We start from the raw sequence: 16,209 nt of genomic DNA on the forward strand, positions 1-16,209 counted from the left end.
GGCGGCGTTAGCTATAGTACGGAGCTCATTCGTGCGCCGCGCCGCTCGCGGGGCCGCTGCCAGTAACGTTTACCGCTGTTCCCGACCGTTTTGTCATGCATTTGCCGAGTCCTTATGTCCAATTCGCGCCGCCTGTTTTTCGCCCTGTCCTTGCCTGACGCCCTGCAACAGCAGGTGATCCGCTGGCGCGCCGAGGCGTTTGCGCCGGAGGCCGGCCGGCCGGTGGCGGCGGCCAATTTGCACCTGACGCTGGCGTTTCTCGGCGAGGTCAGCGCGCAGAAAGAACTGGCGCTGCGCAAACTGGCCGGCCGTATCGTGCAACCCGGCTTCAGCATGCGGCTCGACGATCTCGGCCATTGGCCGCGCCCCGGCGTGGTCTGGCTCGGCACCCGCCGCGCGCCGCGCGGGCTGCTGCAGCTGGCCGAGCTGCTGCGTTCGCAGGCCGCACGCAGCGGCTGCCATCAAAGCGCGCTGCCGTTCCATCCGCACATCACGCTGCTGCGCGCCGCCACTCAGCCGGTGGCGATCCCGCCGGCGACGCCGGGCTGGGCGTTCAGCGCCGACGCCTTTTCCTTATATGAGTCGGTGTTCGAAAACGGCCGCACCCGCTATCAACACCTCGAACAGTGGCCGCTGGCCAAACAGGCATCCGCATGATTTTCTCTCCACCGCTGCGTTCCGCTACGCTGATCAAACGTTACAAACGCTTTCTGGCGGACGTGATCACCCCGGAAGGGGAAACCTTTACGCTGCACTGCGCCAATACCGGCGCCATGACCGGCTGCGCCACGCCCGGCGACACCGTTTGGTACTCCACCTCGGACAATCCCAAGCGCAAATACGCCCACAGTTGGGAGTTGACCCATACCCAACAGGGGCACTGGATCTGCGTCAATACCCTGCGCGCCAACGCGCTGGTGCGCGAGGCGATTGAACATAATTTAATCAATGAATTATCCGGTTACAGTAAAATCAGCGGCGAGGTGAAATACGGCGGTGAAAACAGCCGTATCGATTTGTTATTACAGGCAGAAAATCGGGTTAACTGCTATATTGAAGTTAAGTCAGTCACATTACTGCAACAACAACGTGGTTACTTTCCTGATGCGGTAACGCTCAGAGGGCAAAAGCACCTGCGTGAGTTGCTCAGCGTGGTTGAAAGCGGGCAACGGGCGGTGTTGTTCTTTGCCGTGTTACACAGCGGTATTGAGCAGGTCGCACCGGCACATCATGTAGATGAGCGCTATGCGGCGCTGTTGGCACAGGTCCGGCAGTTGGGAGTGGAAGTGGTTTGCTACGGGGCAAAGTTATCACCTGACGGTATTTATCTCTGCGATAAGCTGCCGTTTTTTATCGATTAGCGCAGTCGGGTCCCTATAAATAGACAACCGGCCAGCACGATCGCCAAATACGCCCTCCTTCACACGATTGTCAAGCGGGCGACAGGAATAATTGCCAACCTACCTTCCTTCTGTTATTTATAGCGGCCTGTTTTTCCCCCGCATTGGGGATTCGATAGTGCGTGTGTATGTAGGAGAAGCAACATGCAAGAAGGGCAAAACCGTAAAACCTCGTCCTTGAGCATTCTCGCCATCGCTGGGGTGGAGCCGTACCAAGAGAAGCCGGGCGAAGAGTACATGAACGACGCCCAGTTGTCGCATTTCAAGCGCATTCTTGAAGCGTGGCGCAACCAGCTCAGGGACGAAGTGGACCGTACTGTATCGCATATGCAAGAAGAGGCAGCCAACTTCCCTGATCCGGCCGACCGTGCCACTCAGGAAGAAGAGTTCAGCCTTGAACTGCGTAACCGTGACCGTGAACGCAAACTGATCAAAAAGATCGAGAAAACGCTGAAGAAAGTGGAAGACGATGATTTCGGCTACTGCGAATCTTGTGGCGTGGAGATCGGTATTCGTCGCCTCGAAGCGCGTCCGACCGCCGATCTGTGCATCGACTGCAAGACGCTGGCTGAGATCCGCGAAAAGCAGATGGCCGGCTAATACCGCTACTCTACATGATTGGAGCTGCATCAAGGCGGCAAGAATGCGCATCCCGATGAGCTTACTCAAGTAAGTGATTCGGGTAAGCAGGCGCAGCTAACACAGATGCAGTTTCAAGCATAACGAGTATGTTATCGCTGCGGCGTGCGCACCCGCGTGCGCCGCACAGAGAAAAGGGAACCTCTCCCCTCTGATATGCAAGAAAGTCATTATGTGGGGCGCTTTGCCCCATCGCCTTCCGGGGATCTGCATTTCGGTTCGCTGATTGCCGCTCTGGGAAGCTACCTTCAGGCTCGCGCCCAACGCGGGCAGTGGCTGGTTCGCATCGAAGATATCGACCCGCCGCGCGAAGTCCCCGGCGCCGCCGCTCGCATCCTGTCTGCGCTGGAACATTATGGTCTCCACTGGGACGGCCAGGTCATCTATCAATCCCAACGTCACGACGCCTATCGCGCCGCGCTGGATCTGTTGCAGCGCCAGGGGCTCAGCTATTACTGCACCTGCACCCGCAGCCGCATCCAGCACATCGGCGGATTGTACGACGGCCACTGCCGCGATTTGCAGCTCGGCCCGCAGGGTGCCGCTATCCGCTTGCGTCAGACCGCCCCCGTTTACCGGTTCCACGATCGCCTGCAGGGAGAATTGCACGCCGATCCGGCGCTGGCGGGGGAAGACTTTATCATTCGCCGCCGCGATGGGCTGTTCGCCTACAACCTGGCGGTGGTGATCGACGACCATTTTCAGGGCGTGACCGAGATTGTCCGCGGCGCCGATCTGATCGAACCGACGGTGCGCCAAATTGCCCTCTACCGCCAGCTGCAGGCGCCGGTGCCCGCCTATGTGCATCTGCCGCTGGCTCTGGGCGCCAACGGCATCAAGCTGTCGAAGCAAAATCATGCGCCGGCGTTGCCCGCCGGCGATCCGCGCCCGGTGCTGATCGCCGCGCTGAAATTTCTGCGCCAACCGCTGCCGGAAAGCTGGCAAGATCTTGACCTGCCATTATTATTGAGCTGGGCGATCGAACACTGGCGGTTGGAAAACGTGCCGCGTCAGGAGGCTATCCCTCTGGATGAAAACACGCCGGCATTCTCAAAGGAGCCATGGTGAGCTATGATTAGCCGCTATTTTTTGTTAGCTCCATTTTTATCAGTCACTATCGAGGTGTACCATTTTTACCCGAGTAGCCAACTTCTGTCGTAAGGTACTGACCCGCGATGACAAGCTGCCCCGCGACGACGCGGCGGCCGGCGATAAAAACGTAGTCCGCGAAGAGCGTGCCGCGGCGCCAAGCCGCCCTGCGCCGCAGCCGCGCGCCGCCGATAACGGCAGCAACGCCCCTGCCCGCCGCTCAACGCCGCGCAAGCGTCCGCCTTTTCCTATCGCCGAGAGCAACGACTCGATGACCGTGATCCCGCGCGAACAGCACTCGATCTCCCGTAAAGACATCAGCGAGAATGCGCTGAAAGTGCTTTATCGCCTGAACAAGTCCGGCTACGAGGCTTATCTGGTCGGCGGCGGGGTGCGCGATCTGTTGCTCGGCAAAAAGCCGAAAGACTTCGACATCACCACCAACGCCACGCCGGAGCAAGTGCGCAAGCTGTTCCGCAACTGCCGCCTGGTCGGCCGCCGTTTCCGCCTGGCGCACGTGATGTTCGGGCCGGAGATCATCGAAGTGGCCACCTTCCGCGGTCACCACGAACAGAATCAGGAATCCGACAAGAATTCCTCCCAGCAGGCGCAAAACGGCATGCTGCTGCGCGACAATATCTTCGGTTCGATCGAGGAAGACGCCCAGCGCCGTGATTTCACCATCAACAGCCTGTACTACGGCGTGGCGGATTTCACCCTGCGCGATTACGTCGGCGGCCTGAACGATCTGAAGCAAGGCGTGATCCGCCTGATCGGCGATCCGGAAACCCGCTACCGCGAAGATCCGGTGCGTATGCTGCGCGCGGTGCGCTTCGCCGCCAAGCTGGACATGCGCATCAGCGAAGAGACCGCCGAGCCGATCCCGCGTCTGGCTTCGCTGCTGCATGAGATCCCACCGGCGCGCCTGTTCGAAGAATCCCTCAAGCTGCTGCAGGCGGGTTACGGTTTCCAGACCTACCTGAAGCTGTGCGAATACCAGCTGTTCCAACCGCTGTTCCCGCTGATCGCCCGTAACTTCACGCCGAACCACGATACGCCGATGGAGCGCATTCTGGTGCAGGTGCTGAAGAACACCGATCACCGTCTGCAGAACGACATGCGCGTCAACCCGGCGTTCCTGTTCGCCGCCATGCTGTGGTACCCGCTGCTGGAGCATGCGCAGAAGCTGGCGCAGGAAAGCGGCCTGGCCTACTACGACGCCTTCGCGCTGGCGATGAACGACGTGCTCGACGAGCAGTGCCGCTCGCTGGCCATCCCGAAACGCATCACCACGCTGGTGCGCGATATCTGGCAGCTGCAGCTGCGCCTGTCCCGCCGCCAGGGCAAACGCGCGCACAAACTGATGGAGCATCCGAAATTCCGCGCCGCCTATGATTTGCTGGCGCTGCGTGCGGAAGTGGAAGACAATCAGGAAATGTTGCGTCTGGCCGAGTGGTGGGGCGAGTTCCAGGACGCCACGCCGGCGCGGCAGAAAGCCATGCTGAGCACCCTGGGTGACGATCCGGCGCCGCGCCGCGCGCGCCAACGCCGCCCTCGCCGCCGGGCACCGCGTAAAGAAGGGGCATAATGATCCGCGTTTATATCGCGCTGGGCAGCAACCTGGCGCAGCCGCTGCAACAGGTTAACGCCGCGCTGGAGGCGCTGGAGCATCTCCCGCGCACCCGGCTGGTCACCTGTTCTTCGTTTTACCGCACCAAGCCGCTGGGGCCGCAAAACCAGCCGGACTTTCTCAATGCGGTGGTGGCGCTGGATACCCTGTTGCCGCCCGAACAGCTGCTCGACCATACCCAGGCGATAGAACGCAATCAGGGGCGCGTGCGCAAGGATGAACGCTGGGGGCCGCGCACGCTCGATCTGGACATCATGCTGTACGGCGACAAGGTGATCCATACCGATCGCCTGACGGTGCCGCATTACGGCCTGAAAGAGCGCGAATTCATGCTCTACCCGCTGGCGGAAATCGCCCCCGATCTGATTTTCCCCGATGGCGAACCGCTCGCCAGCTGCCTCAAGCGCGTGCCGGAAAACGGCATGGCGCTGTGGCACTCGCCAAAACCGAAATCCTGACCCGCCTACAGCGCCAACCGCGCGACAAATCCCCCCGCCGGGCGATTGGCGAAACTGATCTGTAAACCATGCAAGCCGGCAATACGCTGTACGATCGAAAGCCCCAGCCCGCTGCCGGTCTGTTCCTGCCCCGGCGGGCGATAGAAGCGCTCTCCGAGCCGCGCCAGATGCTCCGTGGTGACACCCGGACCGTCGTCCTCCACCGTCAGCGAACGTTCGCTCAACGTCACGGTGACGACGCCGCCCTGCGGGGTATAGCGCACCGCGTTGTCCAGCAGATTGCGCAACAGCAGCGACAGCAGCAAGGTTTCTCCCTGACGCGGCGGCGGCGTTCCCCGATGTTCATAGCGTAGCGTCACGCCCGCCGCATGCGCCTGCCGGTCCTGTTCCGCTAGGGTCATCGTCACCAGATTGTTCCAGTCGATCGGCGCCAGTTCGGCCAGATCCGACAGCGAATCCAGCCGCGACAGCGTGAGCAGCTGATCCACCAGCCGGGTGGCGCGATCGATGCCGACCGTCAGATTGTCCAGCGCATGCTCGCGCATCGGCGCATCGTCCCCCGCCAACTGCACCACTTCGGTCTGCACCCGCAATGCCGCCAGCGGGCTGCGCAATTCGTGCGCGGCATCGGAGGTGAAACGCCGCTCCCGCACCAGTAAAGCGTTGATGCGGGCGAACAGCGCGTTGAGCGCATCCACCAGTGGGCGCACCTCGGTCGGCACCTGGCACGCGTCCAACGGCGTCGCATCATCGGGCGCGCGCCGGCGCAAACCGGCCGCCACCGCGCGCAGCGGCCGCAGCTCGCGCCCGACCATCAGCGCGATCAGCAGCATCAGCACCGGCAGCGTCGCCAGCCAGGGCACCAGTTGGCCGGTCACCATGCCCAGCGCCATATCGCGCCGGTAGTCCCACTCCTGGCCGACCACGATGCGGTAGCGCCCGTCCGGGCTGGTCAACCATACCAGGCGCCAACTGTCGTCATCGCCTTTGCGTTCGCCGTCGGTAAAACCTTCACGCTCCCCGTCAAACAGGAAGTCGGCACCGTTCTCGCCGTCGTTGAGCAGCATCTTGCCCTGGCGATCGAAGATGGCGAACGCCAGCGCGTCGTCGTCCTGTTCGCCGCGCTTGCCGTGATGCACCAGCTTCTTGGTTTTCGGCAGGCTGCGCGCGCTTTCATCGGCCAACAGATCGCCGAGGTTGGCGGTCGCCAGCCGTTTGGCGAACAGCATCTGCTGGGTGTCGAACACTTCGTTGATGGTGTTGCGCGACATCACCCAGGCCACCACGCTGGCGGTGCACCAGGTCAGCAGCGCCAGCAGGCTGAAGATCAGGATCAGACGCAGCCGCAGGCTGAGACGCTTCACGGCGCATCCCCCAGCGTGTAACCCACGCCGTGGATGGTACGGATGAAGCCGTTGCCCAGCTTGCGCCGCAGGTGGTGAATATGCACCTCCACCGCGTTACTGCTCACCTCGTCGTCCCAGTTGTACAGTTTCTCCTGAATCAACGGCCGCGCCAGCACCCGCCCTTTGTTGTGCAAAAACAGCTCCAGCACCGCCAATTCGCGCGGCGTCAGCGTCACCGGTTCGCCGTTGCAGCTCACGCTGCGGGTGGCGCTGTCGAACACCACGTTGCCGTGCGTCAGCTGCGGCATCAGTTGGCCGTGGCGACGGCGGATCAGCGCCTGCAGGCGCGCCGCCACTTCGGCCAGCGCGAACGGCTTGCACAGATAATCGTCGGCGCCGCTTTGCAGCCCGCTGACCCGCTGCTCCAGCGCATCGCGGGCGGTGAGGATCAATACCGGCACGTCCTGCCCGGCCTGGCGCCACTGGCGCAGCAGATCCAGGCCGTCGAGGCCCGGCAGGCTGAGATCGAGGATCACCGCGTCGTACGGCGCGCTGTCCAGCGCATTTTTGCCGACGGCGCCGTCGGTGAACCAGTCCAGATTGAAGCCGAGTTTGGTCAGCCCGGCCTTGATGCCGTCCCCGATCAGTTTGTCATCTTCGATCAACAGAATTCGCATGAGTATCCCTTTTGAGTCTTGGCGCCATTGCACCACAAGGTTCTTAAGAACCGCTTAAGCATGGCGATCCGCGCTACCCACCCCGATCGGGTTACAGTAGAATGACTGCACTTTTTTGCAGCCTGGGCCTGCGTACGCCGCACGGCCCGTTTCAGGAGACGTTGTGATGAAACCCACCACCGTGACCCACTTGCGCCAGTGGAAACAGGAGCAACGCAAGTTTGCTACCCTTACCGCCTACGATGCCAGCTTTGCCAAACTGTTTGAAGAGCAAGGCATCAAAGTCCTGTTGGTGGGCGATTCGCTGGGCATGACGCTGCAGGGCCACGACTCCACGCTGCCGGTCACCGTCGCCGACGTGGCCTATCACACGCGCGCCGTGCGCCGCGGCGCGCCGGCCTGTCTGCTGCTGGCCGATCTGCCGTTCATGAGTTACGCCACCCCCGAACAAACCTTCGCCAACGCCGCCGAGCTGATGCGCGCCGGCGCCAACATGGTGAAACTGGAAGGCGGCAGCTGGTTGTGCGACACGGTGAAAATGCTCGCCGAGCGCGCGGTGCCGGTATGCGGCCACCTGGGCCTGACGCCGCAGTCGGTCAACGTGTTCGGCGGCTATAAGGTACAAGGGCGCGACGAACTGGCCGCCAAACAGCTGTTGCAGGACGCGCAGAATCTGGAGCTGGCCGGCATTCAGCTGCTGGTGCTGGAGTGCGTGCCGACCGAGTTGGCGCGCCAGATCACCGAAGCGCTGTCCATTCCGGTCATCGGCATCGGCGCCGGCAACGGCACCGACGGCCAGATCCTGGTGATGCACGACGCCTTCGGCATCACCGGCGGCCACACGCCGAAGTTCGCCAAGAACTTCCTGGCGCAGAGCGGCGATATCCGCACGGCGGTGCAGCACTACATTCAGGAAGTGGAGCAAGGCCTCTACCCGGCGGCTGAACACTCTTTTAACTAAGCGATGGTTCCAGGAGTCACCCAATGATTATTATCGAAACCCTGCCGATGCTGCGTCAGCAGATCCGCCGCTGGCGCCAGGAAGGCAAACGCATCGCGCTGGTGCCGACCATGGGCAACCTGCACGACGGCCACATGACGCTGGTCGATGAAGCGCGCGCCCGCGCCGACGTGGTGGTGGTGAGCATCTTCGTTAACCCGATGCAGTTCGATCGCCCGGACGATCTGGCGCGCTACCCGCGCACGCTGCAGGAAGACAGCGAAAAGCTGACCCGCCGCGGCGTCGATCTGGTGTTCGCGCCGGCCCCGGCCGCGGTTTATCCGCAGGGCCTGGAGCAGCAGACCTACGTCGACGTGCCGGGCATCTCCACCATCCTGGAAGGCGCCAGCCGGCCGGGCCACTTCCGCGGCGTTTCCACCATCGTCAGCAAGCTGTTCAACCTGGTGCAGCCTGATTTGGCCTGTTTCGGCGAGAAGGATTACCAACAGCTGGCGTTGATCCGCAAAATGGTGGCGGACATGGGTTACGACATCGATATCGTCGGCGTGCCGACCGTGCGCGCCAAAGACGGCCTGGCCCTCAGCTCGCGCAACGGCTACCTGACCGCCGAAGAGCGCAAGGTAGCGCCGCAGCTGAGCAAGATCATGAACGCGCTGGCGCAACAGCTGGCCAATGGCGAGCGCCAGATCGAAGCGCTGCTGGAGCAGACCGCCGAGCAGCTGCGCGCCGCCGGCTTTACGCCGGATGAGCTGTTTATTCGCGACGCCGACAGCCTGCAGCCGCTGACGGTGGACAGCCGGCGAGCGGTGGTGCTGATGGCAGCCTGGCTGGGCAAGGCGCGTCTTATCGACAACCAGCAGGTCGATCTGACGCTGTAAGCCGTTTTTTATACTGTCGTCACCCTACCGCCCTGACCATAGGTAGACAATGGCGGGGCAATCGGTGACGATAGAGATTGCAGGGATGCAGGAGAGATGTTCAACCCCAGCGCCTGTGAAGGCCGATATTCAGTTAGGTAAAGCTATGATACGTACTATGCTGCAAGGCAAGCTGCATCGCGTCAAAGTCACTCAGGCTGACTTGCACTATGAAGGATCCTGCGCCATCGACCAGGATTTCCTGGAGGCCGCCGGCATTCTGGAATATGAAGCGATCGATATTTACAACGTGGATAACGGCCAGCGCTTCTCCACCTACGCCATCGCCGCCGAGCGCGGTTCGCGCATCATTTCGGTCAACGGCGCCGCCGCGCGCTGCGCCTGCGTCGGCGACAAACTGATCATCTGCTCCTATGTGCAAATGACCGACGCCGACGCCCGCCAACACCACCCGAAAGTCGCCTATTTCGAAGGTGACAACAACCTGCAGCGCAAGGCGAAAGCCGTGCCGGTTCAGGTCGCCTGACAATAAAACGGGCGCCTTGCGCGCCCGTTCTTCCTTATTGCACCACCACCGTGCCCGGCTTGTTGGCTATCCGATCCGCCATGGTCTGGATCGAGTCGGTGCGCAGAATATACAGCCGCTTTAGCGTATAGGGGTTATCCCCCGGCTTTACCTTGCCCTGCACCGTGGTCACCGCCAGATGGAAACCGGCGTCCTGCGCCGCCTGAATCGCCCGTTGGTTATAGCCGCCGAACGGGTAAGACAGATACAGCACGTGCGGATTGAACTGCGACAGCGCGCGGCGTGAGCGCTCAAAATCAAACTCGATATTGTGCAGTGAACGGCTCAGCAAAATCGGCTGGCGATTACCGTCGGTGCGGTGCAGGAAATGGGTATGCGACTGCACGTCGAACACGTCCTGAATCTGCTTGAGCTCCGAGACGCTCATAAACTGCAGCGAGTCCGGGTTCCATTTCTGCGGATGGCGTTTGATGCGCGAAGAGATGATGAACGCCGTGGCGCGGAAACCGTAATCCTTCAGCACCGGGTAAGCGTAGCGATACACCGATTTCAGCCCGTCGTCGAAGGTCAGCACGACCGCCTTGCCCGGCAGGTTGATCTGATTTTTCAGGTAAGCTTCCAGCTGGTACAGCGAAATGGTGTCGTAGCCCGCCTGCTTCAGGTAGGTCATCTGGTTGCTGAACGCCACGTCTGAAGTGGTGGTCGAGGTGTGGCGGAAGCGTTTGTTCTCTTCGTTTTTCAGCAGGTGGTGGTAAGTCAGCACCGGTATGCCGTTATCGATCTCGCAGTCCAACTCATTAATGAACCCCAGCCGCTCGCCGATGTTGACTTCGTACCAGGTGTTGTTCAGGCGATCCTTCAGCTTGCCGATGATCGGATAGCGCAGGTTGCCTTCCAGCGTGCCCAATACCTCGCTGTCCTTGTCCGCTGCGGTGTATACGTCGATCGTTTTTTGCGTGATCAGATTCTGGTTGGTCAGCGGTTTGTTCAGCTCGCCCAGATCGTCTTGCACCTTGCGCGACTTCTTCAATTCACGCACGTCGTCTTTATCGATAAAGCCGGTACCGTGCCCGAATTTGAATTCGTAGTATTCCGCATCCGCCGGGAAGACTTGGAGCAGTTGCCCGCGCTTCACTTCCCCTACCGGGATCACATGCTCGCCCACCAACGCATAGACTTCGCTATCGCGCTGCGCTTCCATGTATTCAGATTTAACCGCGCTGTCTTCCGACAGCAGACTAGCCAGGCTCACAGGGGAAACCAACGACATCAGAATGCCGAGCAACCCAGCCGTTAACGTGTATTGAGACCGCATGATGATGTTCTGCTTACGAGTGCGTAATGACAAAAGTGGAGGAAATGTGGAGCGCCAGCATAGCACGATTTGAACAGCGGGGAACTAGCGGTTATTTGAGCAATTCTATTGATTTACGCGCCGCCTGCGCCAAATCAAGAAAAACGCCCCCGCCGGGAAAGCGAGGGCGCGATACGATCAGCTGCGCAGGCCGCGGCCACGCTCGATCAGGTACCAGGACAGCAGGTAAAACACCGCGATAAACGCCACCAACACCGCCATGGTGAACGCCAGCGGCACGTCGTTGATGCCGAGGAAACCGTAGCGGAAGCCGCTGATCATATAAACGATGGGGTTCAGCTTGGACACCGCCTGCCAGAATGGTGGCAGCAGCGACAGCGAGTAGAACACCCCGCCCAGGTAAGTCAGCGGCGTCAGCACGAAGGTCGGGATCAGGCTGATGTCGTCGAAAGTGGTGGCGAACACCGCATTGATCAGCCCCGCCAGCGAGAACAGGATCGCCGTCAGCAGCAGCGTCAGCGCAATCACCCACCAGGCGTGCACCTGCAGCGGCACGAAGAACAGTGAGATGATGGTCACCAGTACGCCGACGCAGATGCCGCGCGCCACGCCGCCGCCGACATAGCCGGCGATCACCACGTGGGTCGGCACCGGCGCCACCAGCAGTTCCTCAATGTTGCGCTGAAACTTGGCGCTGAAGAACGACGAGGCGACGTTGGCATAGGAGTTGGTGATCACCGCCATCATGATAAGGCCGGGCACGATGAACTGCATGTAGCTGAAGCCGTGCATATCGCCAATGCGCGAGCCGATCAGGTTACCGAAGATGATGAAGTACAGCGTCATGGTGATCACCGGCGGCACCAGGGTCTGGATCCAGATGCGCGCGAACCGGTTTACCTCTTTGGCCCAGATGCTCTGTAAGGCCACCCAATACAAACGCGTCATGCTTTCTCTCCATTGCCGTTAACCAGGGTGACAAACAGCTCTTCCAGGCGGTTCGCCTTATTGCGCATGCTCAGCACCTGCACGCCCTGCGCGCTCAGCTGGGCGAACAGGCCGTTCAGCCCCTGCTCGCGCATCACCTCCACTTCCAGCGTCGAGGTATCCGTCAGGCGGCTGTGGTAACCGTCCAGCTTCGGCAGCGGGCTCTTCGCCGCCAGATCGAGGATGAAGGTTTCCGACTTCAGCTTGGCCAGCAGCCCCTTCATCGAGGTGTTTTCCACCAGTTCCCCGTTCTGGATGATGCCGATGTTGCGGCACAGCATTTCCGCCTCTTCCAGATAGTGGGTGGTGAGGATAATGGTGGTGCCCTGGGCGTTCAGATCTTTCAGGAAGCCCCACATCGAGCGACGCAGCTCAATATCCACCCCGGCGGTCGGCTCATCGAGGATCAGTAGCTTCGGCTGATGCATCAGCGCGCGGGCGATCATCAGGCGGCGCTTCATGCCGCCGGACAGCATGCGGGCACGCTCGTTGCGCTTGCCCCACAGATCCAGCTGATTGAGGTATTTTTCGGCGCGCGCCATCGCTTCACGCCGCGTGACGCCGTAGTAGCCCGCCTGATTCACCACGATCTGCAACACGGTCTCAAACGGATTGAAGTTGAACTCCTGCGGCACCAGGCCGAGCTGACGCTTGGCGTTGACGATGTCTTTATCGATGTCGTAACCGAATACCCGTACGCTGCCGGCGGTTTTGTTCACCAGCGAGCTGATGATGCCGATGGTGGTGGACTTTCCGGCGCCGTTTGGCCCCAGCAGGGCATAAAAGTCCCCCGCTTCGACGCTCAGGTCGATGCCGCGCAGCGCCTTGACGCCACCGGCGTAAGTCTTGGTCAGCTGCGCTAATTCCAGTGCATAATTCATATGTAAAATAGTACCTTATAACGATGAGTATGCCGCCGCGCCCCTGTTTGCGAGGCTTGAAACACTAACAATAATCCTAGCATCGACGGCGTTTTCACTGCGTCGAATCCGTGCGGTAAATGAGGCTGCACCACTGTTCCGATTTCCAAATTGTGACGCTTACCCTATATTACCCCAACGCAATCTGTCCGTTACGGGTCAATCACCTTCATGAAAGAAATCGAAGAGCTTATCGCCAACAACCAGGCCTGGTCGGCCAATATCAGTCAGGAAGACCCGGATTTTTTTGAACGTTTAGCCCAGGCGCAAAAGCCCCGCTTCTTATGGATTGGTTGCTCTGACAGCCGCGTTCCCGCAGAACGCCTGACCGGCCTCGAGCCGGGTGAACTGTTCGTCCATCGCAACGTGGCGAACCTCGTTATCCACACCGATCTTAACTGCCTGTCGGTGGTGCAGTATGCGGTAGATGTGCTGGAGGTCGAACACATCATCATCTGCGGCCACCTGGGCTGCGGTGGCGTGCAGGCCGCGGTGGAAAACCCGGAGCTGGGGCTGATCGACAACTGGCTGCTGCACATTCGCGATCTGTGGTACAAGCACAGTTCGCTGCTGGGCGAGCTGCCGCCGGAACAGCGTTTCGACATGCTGTGCGAGATCAACGTCATTGAGCAGGTGTACAACCTGGGCCACTCCACCATCATGCAATCGGCCTGGAAACGCGGCCAAAAGGTGATGATCCACGGCTGGGTGTACGGCATTCAGGACGGCCGTCTGCGCGATATGGAAGTGCTGGCGACCAGCCGCGAGAGCCTGGAGATGGGCTACCGCAAAGCGATAGCCAAACTGAAGCAGGATAAAGGCGTATAACCCCGCCGCGGGCGCGGCTTGCCGCGCCCCACATCCAATTACTCGTCCAGCAGCACCACTTTGCCGACGTACGGCAGGTGACGGTAGCGCTGGGCGTAGTCGATGCCATACCCCACCACGAACTCATCCGGGATCGAGAAGCCGACGTATTCGACCGGCACCTGCACTTCACGGCGCTCAGGCTTGTCCAGCAAGGTGCAAATCGCCAGCGACTTCGGCCCACGCAGCGCCAAAATCTCGCGCACTTTGTTCAGCGTATTGCCAGAATCGATGATGTCTTCCACGATCAGCACGTCTTTGCCGCGAATGTCTTCGTCCAGATCCTTGAGGATCTTCACGTCGCGAGTGGTGGACATGCCGCTGCCGTAGCTGGAAGCCGTCATGAAGTCGACTTCGTGCGGCACGTCAATCGCGCGGCACAGATCGGCCATGAACATGAAGGAGCCGCGCAGCAGCCCGACCAGCACCATGTCACTGCCGCTGTCGCGGTAATGTTCGGTGATCTGGCGGCCAAGTTCGGCGATACGGGTCTTAACTTCCTGCTCGGAAATCATTACGTCTACAGTGTGTTTCATAGTATTCAGGTCAGTTGCCGGAAGAAAGGTGCGGAGTTTAGCATAGCCTTTCGCCGGTGGCGACGCGAGCGCGCCGCCACATGAGCGCCGGGCCGCGATCAATCGGCGACGGTAAAGCCCATCATCATGCCGGTATCTTCGTGTTCCAACAGGTGGCAGTGGGCCATATACGCATGTTCGCTGCTTGCCGGATGATCGAAGCGCACCAGCACTTCGCTGCGCCACCCTTCGACGCGCACCGTGTCCTTCCAGCCGCTGCGATGCGCCGCCGGCGGTTTGCCGTTTTCCGACAAGATACGGAACTGGGTGCCGTGAATGTGGAACGGGTGCAACATCATGTCGCCCTCGCCGGAAATGGTCCATTTCTCATACTGGCCCCGTTTGGCGGCGAACATCGGCTTGGTCATGTCGAAGGCCTTGCCGTTGATCATGTTGCCGTGGCTGAAGTCGAACGGTTTGGCTTTGCCCTGCGCGCCGCCGTGATCCATCCCGGCCATCTTGCCATGATCCATGCCTTTCATGTTGCCGTGATCCATGCCCTGCATGCCGCCCTTTTCCATGCCTTTCATGTTACCGTGGTCCATGCCTTTCATGTCGCCACCGCCCATCGCGCCATGATTCATGCTCATGCCGGCCATCGCCTGGTGGCCATAACGATCCATCAGCGCCTGCATGCCGAGCATATCCAGCTGCGGATCCATCATCAGCTGCAGCCAACGCTCCTGGATGCCGGCGGTGGCAGGCAATGTCGGCAGCTTCACCAGGCTGTCCGGCATGGCTTTAATGCCCTGCGCCAGCGAGGGCTGAATGCGCAACACCGGCAGCGGTTGATCGAACGGCGCCAGCGTCATGCCCATCTGTTTCACCGGCAACGTCACGATATCGAATGCTTTCCCGTCGGAGGCATCGACCAGCACTTCAAAGCGCTCGCCCATCAGCATCGGCAGCTCGGTCAGCTTCACCGGCTCCGCCAGGAAACCGCCGTCGCTGGCGATGACGTACAGCGGACGGTTGTCACTGGCCGCCAGATTCAGCGAACGGGCGTTACAACCGTTGAGGAAACGCAGACGCAGCCAGCCGCGCGGCGCCAGATGTTGCGGATACTGCGCGCCGTTGGTGAACATGCGATCGCCAAACCAGCCCACCGCCGCGCTCATCACGTCCAGGCGGTATTCGATCTGCGCGTCTTTGCCCAGCCGCTTATCCTGCAGGATCACCGGAATATCATCCTGCCCCCAGGTTTTCGGCAGCGGCAGTTTGGCGCTTTCGTCGTCTTCCAGCAGTACCAGCCCCGCCAGCCCCATCATCACCTGGCTGCCGGTTTTACCGTGCGTATGCGGGTGGAACCAGCAGGTGGCTGCCGGTTGATCAACGGTGAAATTCACCGTGCGCGTTGCGCCGGGATGGATCAGCGCCTGCGGGCCGCCATCGACGTCGCCGGGAATTTCCAGACCGTGCCAGTGGACGGTACTGGCCTCCGCCAGGCGGTTTTTGATATCGACCGTCACCGGCTGGCCACGCTGCAGCTTCACCGCCGGCCCGAGCAGCGCGCCGTTGAATCCCCAGGTTTTGGTCGCGGCGCCGGGCAACCAGCGGGTTTCCCCCGCCTGCAGCGCCAGCGCAATCTTTCCCTGCGCGTCCGGCATCAACAGCGGCGGTACCGGCAGGGCCGGCCTATCGGCCGCCCAGGCGGCTCGGCTCCATAACGGCAATGCGCTCGCCGCGCCCAGCGCGGCGGTTAATTTAATAAAATCACGGCGTAACATCGCTGACTCCCTTTTCTCAGTGACATAACTCAATGCCGCCAGCCTAAACCTTCCCCCTGGCGGAAGGTCAAGCCTTTCCTGGCGGTATTTTAAGCTATGCCTCACAATCAAGAGAGTGTGACTGGCAAGCGCGACGCCGGCCCGCCGGCAATAAAATTTGGTGCCTTTACAGACAAGTGTGGTAACGTCAGCAGACGACAAACAGGCCTATTTC

At 60.8% G+C, this 16,209-nt stretch carries 17 protein-coding genes; 10 read left to right on the plus strand and 7 right to left on the minus strand.

The window, feature by feature from the left end; genetic code table 11:
* Positions 1-114 precede the first annotated feature (114 nt).
* The 6 genes from thpR (at position 115) to folK (ending at position 5,216) form a co-directional block, all read left to right on the plus strand.
* A complete protein-coding gene (gene thpR / locus AC2CGI_RS16540; RefSeq protein WP_021504743.1) occupies positions 115-657 on the plus strand; it encodes an RNA 2',3'-cyclic phosphodiesterase in 543 nt (180 codons plus the stop codon).
* Positions 654-1,361, plus strand: a complete 708-nt coding sequence (gene sfsA, locus AC2CGI_RS16545; protein ID WP_076740981.1) for a DNA/RNA nuclease SfsA — start codon at positions 654-656, stop codon at positions 1,359-1,361. Before thpR ends, sfsA begins: the two co-directional genes overlap by 4 nt.
* A gap of 183 nt (positions 1,362-1,544) precedes the next feature.
* Positions 1,545-2,000, plus strand: coding sequence for an RNA polymerase-binding protein DksA (gene dksA, locus AC2CGI_RS16550; protein ID WP_004937569.1), 456 nt, complete (start codon positions 1,545-1,547; stop codon positions 1,998-2,000).
* Between the two features lie 195 nt (positions 2,001-2,195).
* On the plus strand, positions 2,196-3,107 hold the full coding sequence (gene gluQRS / locus AC2CGI_RS16555; RefSeq protein ID WP_004937564.1) for a tRNA glutamyl-Q(34) synthetase GluQRS: 912 nt from the start codon (positions 2,196-2,198) through the stop codon (positions 3,105-3,107).
* A 61-nt stretch (positions 3,108-3,168) separates the two neighbouring features.
* Positions 3,169-4,716, plus strand: coding sequence for a polynucleotide adenylyltransferase PcnB (pcnB, locus tag AC2CGI_RS16560; RefSeq protein WP_071591451.1), 1,548 nt, complete (start codon positions 3,169-3,171; stop codon positions 4,714-4,716).
* A complete protein-coding gene (folK, locus tag AC2CGI_RS16565; protein WP_004937558.1) occupies positions 4,716-5,216 on the plus strand; it encodes a 2-amino-4-hydroxy-6-hydroxymethyldihydropteridine diphosphokinase in 501 nt (166 codons plus the stop codon). The genes pcnB and folK overlap by 1 nt, the downstream gene beginning before the upstream one ends.
* 5 nt (positions 5,217-5,221) lie before the next feature.
* Here folK and qseC read toward each other — a convergent pair whose 3' ends face one another.
* On the minus strand, positions 5,222-6,580 hold the full coding sequence (gene qseC / locus AC2CGI_RS16570; protein ID WP_076740982.1) for a quorum sensing histidine kinase QseC: 1,359 nt from the start codon (positions 6,578-6,580) through the stop codon (positions 5,222-5,224).
* Positions 6,577-7,239, minus strand: a complete 663-nt coding sequence (gene qseB / locus AC2CGI_RS16575; protein WP_004937550.1) for a quorum sensing response regulator transcription factor QseB — start codon at positions 7,237-7,239, stop codon at positions 6,577-6,579. Before qseB ends, qseC begins: the two co-directional genes overlap by 4 nt.
* A gap of 166 nt (positions 7,240-7,405) precedes the next feature.
* Between qseB and panB the strand changes: the two genes are divergently transcribed.
* The 3 genes from panB to panD all read left to right on the plus strand — a co-directional run bounded on the left by panB (position 7,406) and on the right by panD (position 9,604).
* Positions 7,406-8,200, plus strand: coding sequence for a 3-methyl-2-oxobutanoate hydroxymethyltransferase (panB, locus tag AC2CGI_RS16580; protein WP_004937548.1), 795 nt, complete (start codon positions 7,406-7,408; stop codon positions 8,198-8,200).
* A 23-nt stretch (positions 8,201-8,223) separates the two neighbouring features.
* Positions 8,224-9,078, plus strand: a complete 855-nt coding sequence (gene panC / locus AC2CGI_RS16585) for a pantoate--beta-alanine ligase (RefSeq protein ID WP_048325348.1) — start codon at positions 8,224-8,226, stop codon at positions 9,076-9,078.
* A 145-nt stretch (positions 9,079-9,223) separates the two neighbouring features.
* Positions 9,224-9,604, plus strand: coding sequence for an aspartate 1-decarboxylase (gene panD / locus AC2CGI_RS16590; protein WP_004937544.1), 381 nt, complete (start codon positions 9,224-9,226; stop codon positions 9,602-9,604).
* A gap of 34 nt (positions 9,605-9,638) precedes the next feature.
* Here the strand turns inward: panD and AC2CGI_RS16595 are convergent, their stop codons facing one another.
* The 3 genes from AC2CGI_RS16595 to AC2CGI_RS16605 all read right to left on the minus strand — a co-directional run bounded on the left by AC2CGI_RS16595 (position 9,639) and on the right by AC2CGI_RS16605 (position 12,787).
* Positions 9,639-10,919 carry a polysaccharide deacetylase family protein gene (locus AC2CGI_RS16595; RefSeq protein ID WP_015379029.1) on the minus strand — a complete coding sequence of 427 codons (1,281 nt, stop codon included), beginning with the start codon at positions 10,917-10,919 and terminating at the stop codon, positions 9,639-9,641.
* Positions 10,920-11,096: 177 nt separating this feature from the next.
* A complete protein-coding gene (locus AC2CGI_RS16600) occupies positions 11,097-11,867 on the minus strand; it encodes an ABC transporter permease (RefSeq protein ID WP_004937535.1) in 771 nt (256 codons plus the stop codon).
* On the minus strand, positions 11,864-12,787 hold the full coding sequence (locus AC2CGI_RS16605) for an ABC transporter ATP-binding protein (protein ID WP_021504747.1): 924 nt from the start codon (positions 12,785-12,787) through the stop codon (positions 11,864-11,866). The genes AC2CGI_RS16600 and AC2CGI_RS16605 overlap by 4 nt, the downstream gene beginning before the upstream one ends.
* Positions 12,788-12,997: 210 nt before the next feature.
* Between AC2CGI_RS16605 and can the strand changes: the two genes are divergently transcribed.
* Positions 12,998-13,654: a carbonate dehydratase gene (gene can / locus AC2CGI_RS16610; protein ID WP_015379031.1), complete on the plus strand. Its 657-nt coding sequence runs from the start codon at positions 12,998-13,000 to the stop codon at positions 13,652-13,654.
* Between the two features lie 38 nt (positions 13,655-13,692).
* Here the strand turns inward: can and hpt are convergent, their stop codons facing one another.
* Together hpt and cueO are read right to left on the minus strand one after the other, a co-directional pair.
* Complete coding sequence (gene hpt, locus AC2CGI_RS16615) at positions 13,693-14,229, minus strand: hypoxanthine phosphoribosyltransferase (protein WP_048234659.1); 537 nt, start codon at positions 14,227-14,229, stop codon at positions 13,693-13,695.
* Between the two features lie 98 nt (positions 14,230-14,327).
* Positions 14,328-15,995, minus strand: a complete 1,668-nt coding sequence (gene cueO / locus AC2CGI_RS16620; protein ID WP_076740983.1) for a multicopper oxidase CueO — start codon at positions 15,993-15,995, stop codon at positions 14,328-14,330.
* Between the last annotated feature and the right edge of the window lie 214 nt (positions 15,996-16,209).

This window comes from Serratia sp. LSHTC3 (genome assembly GCF_057197125.1).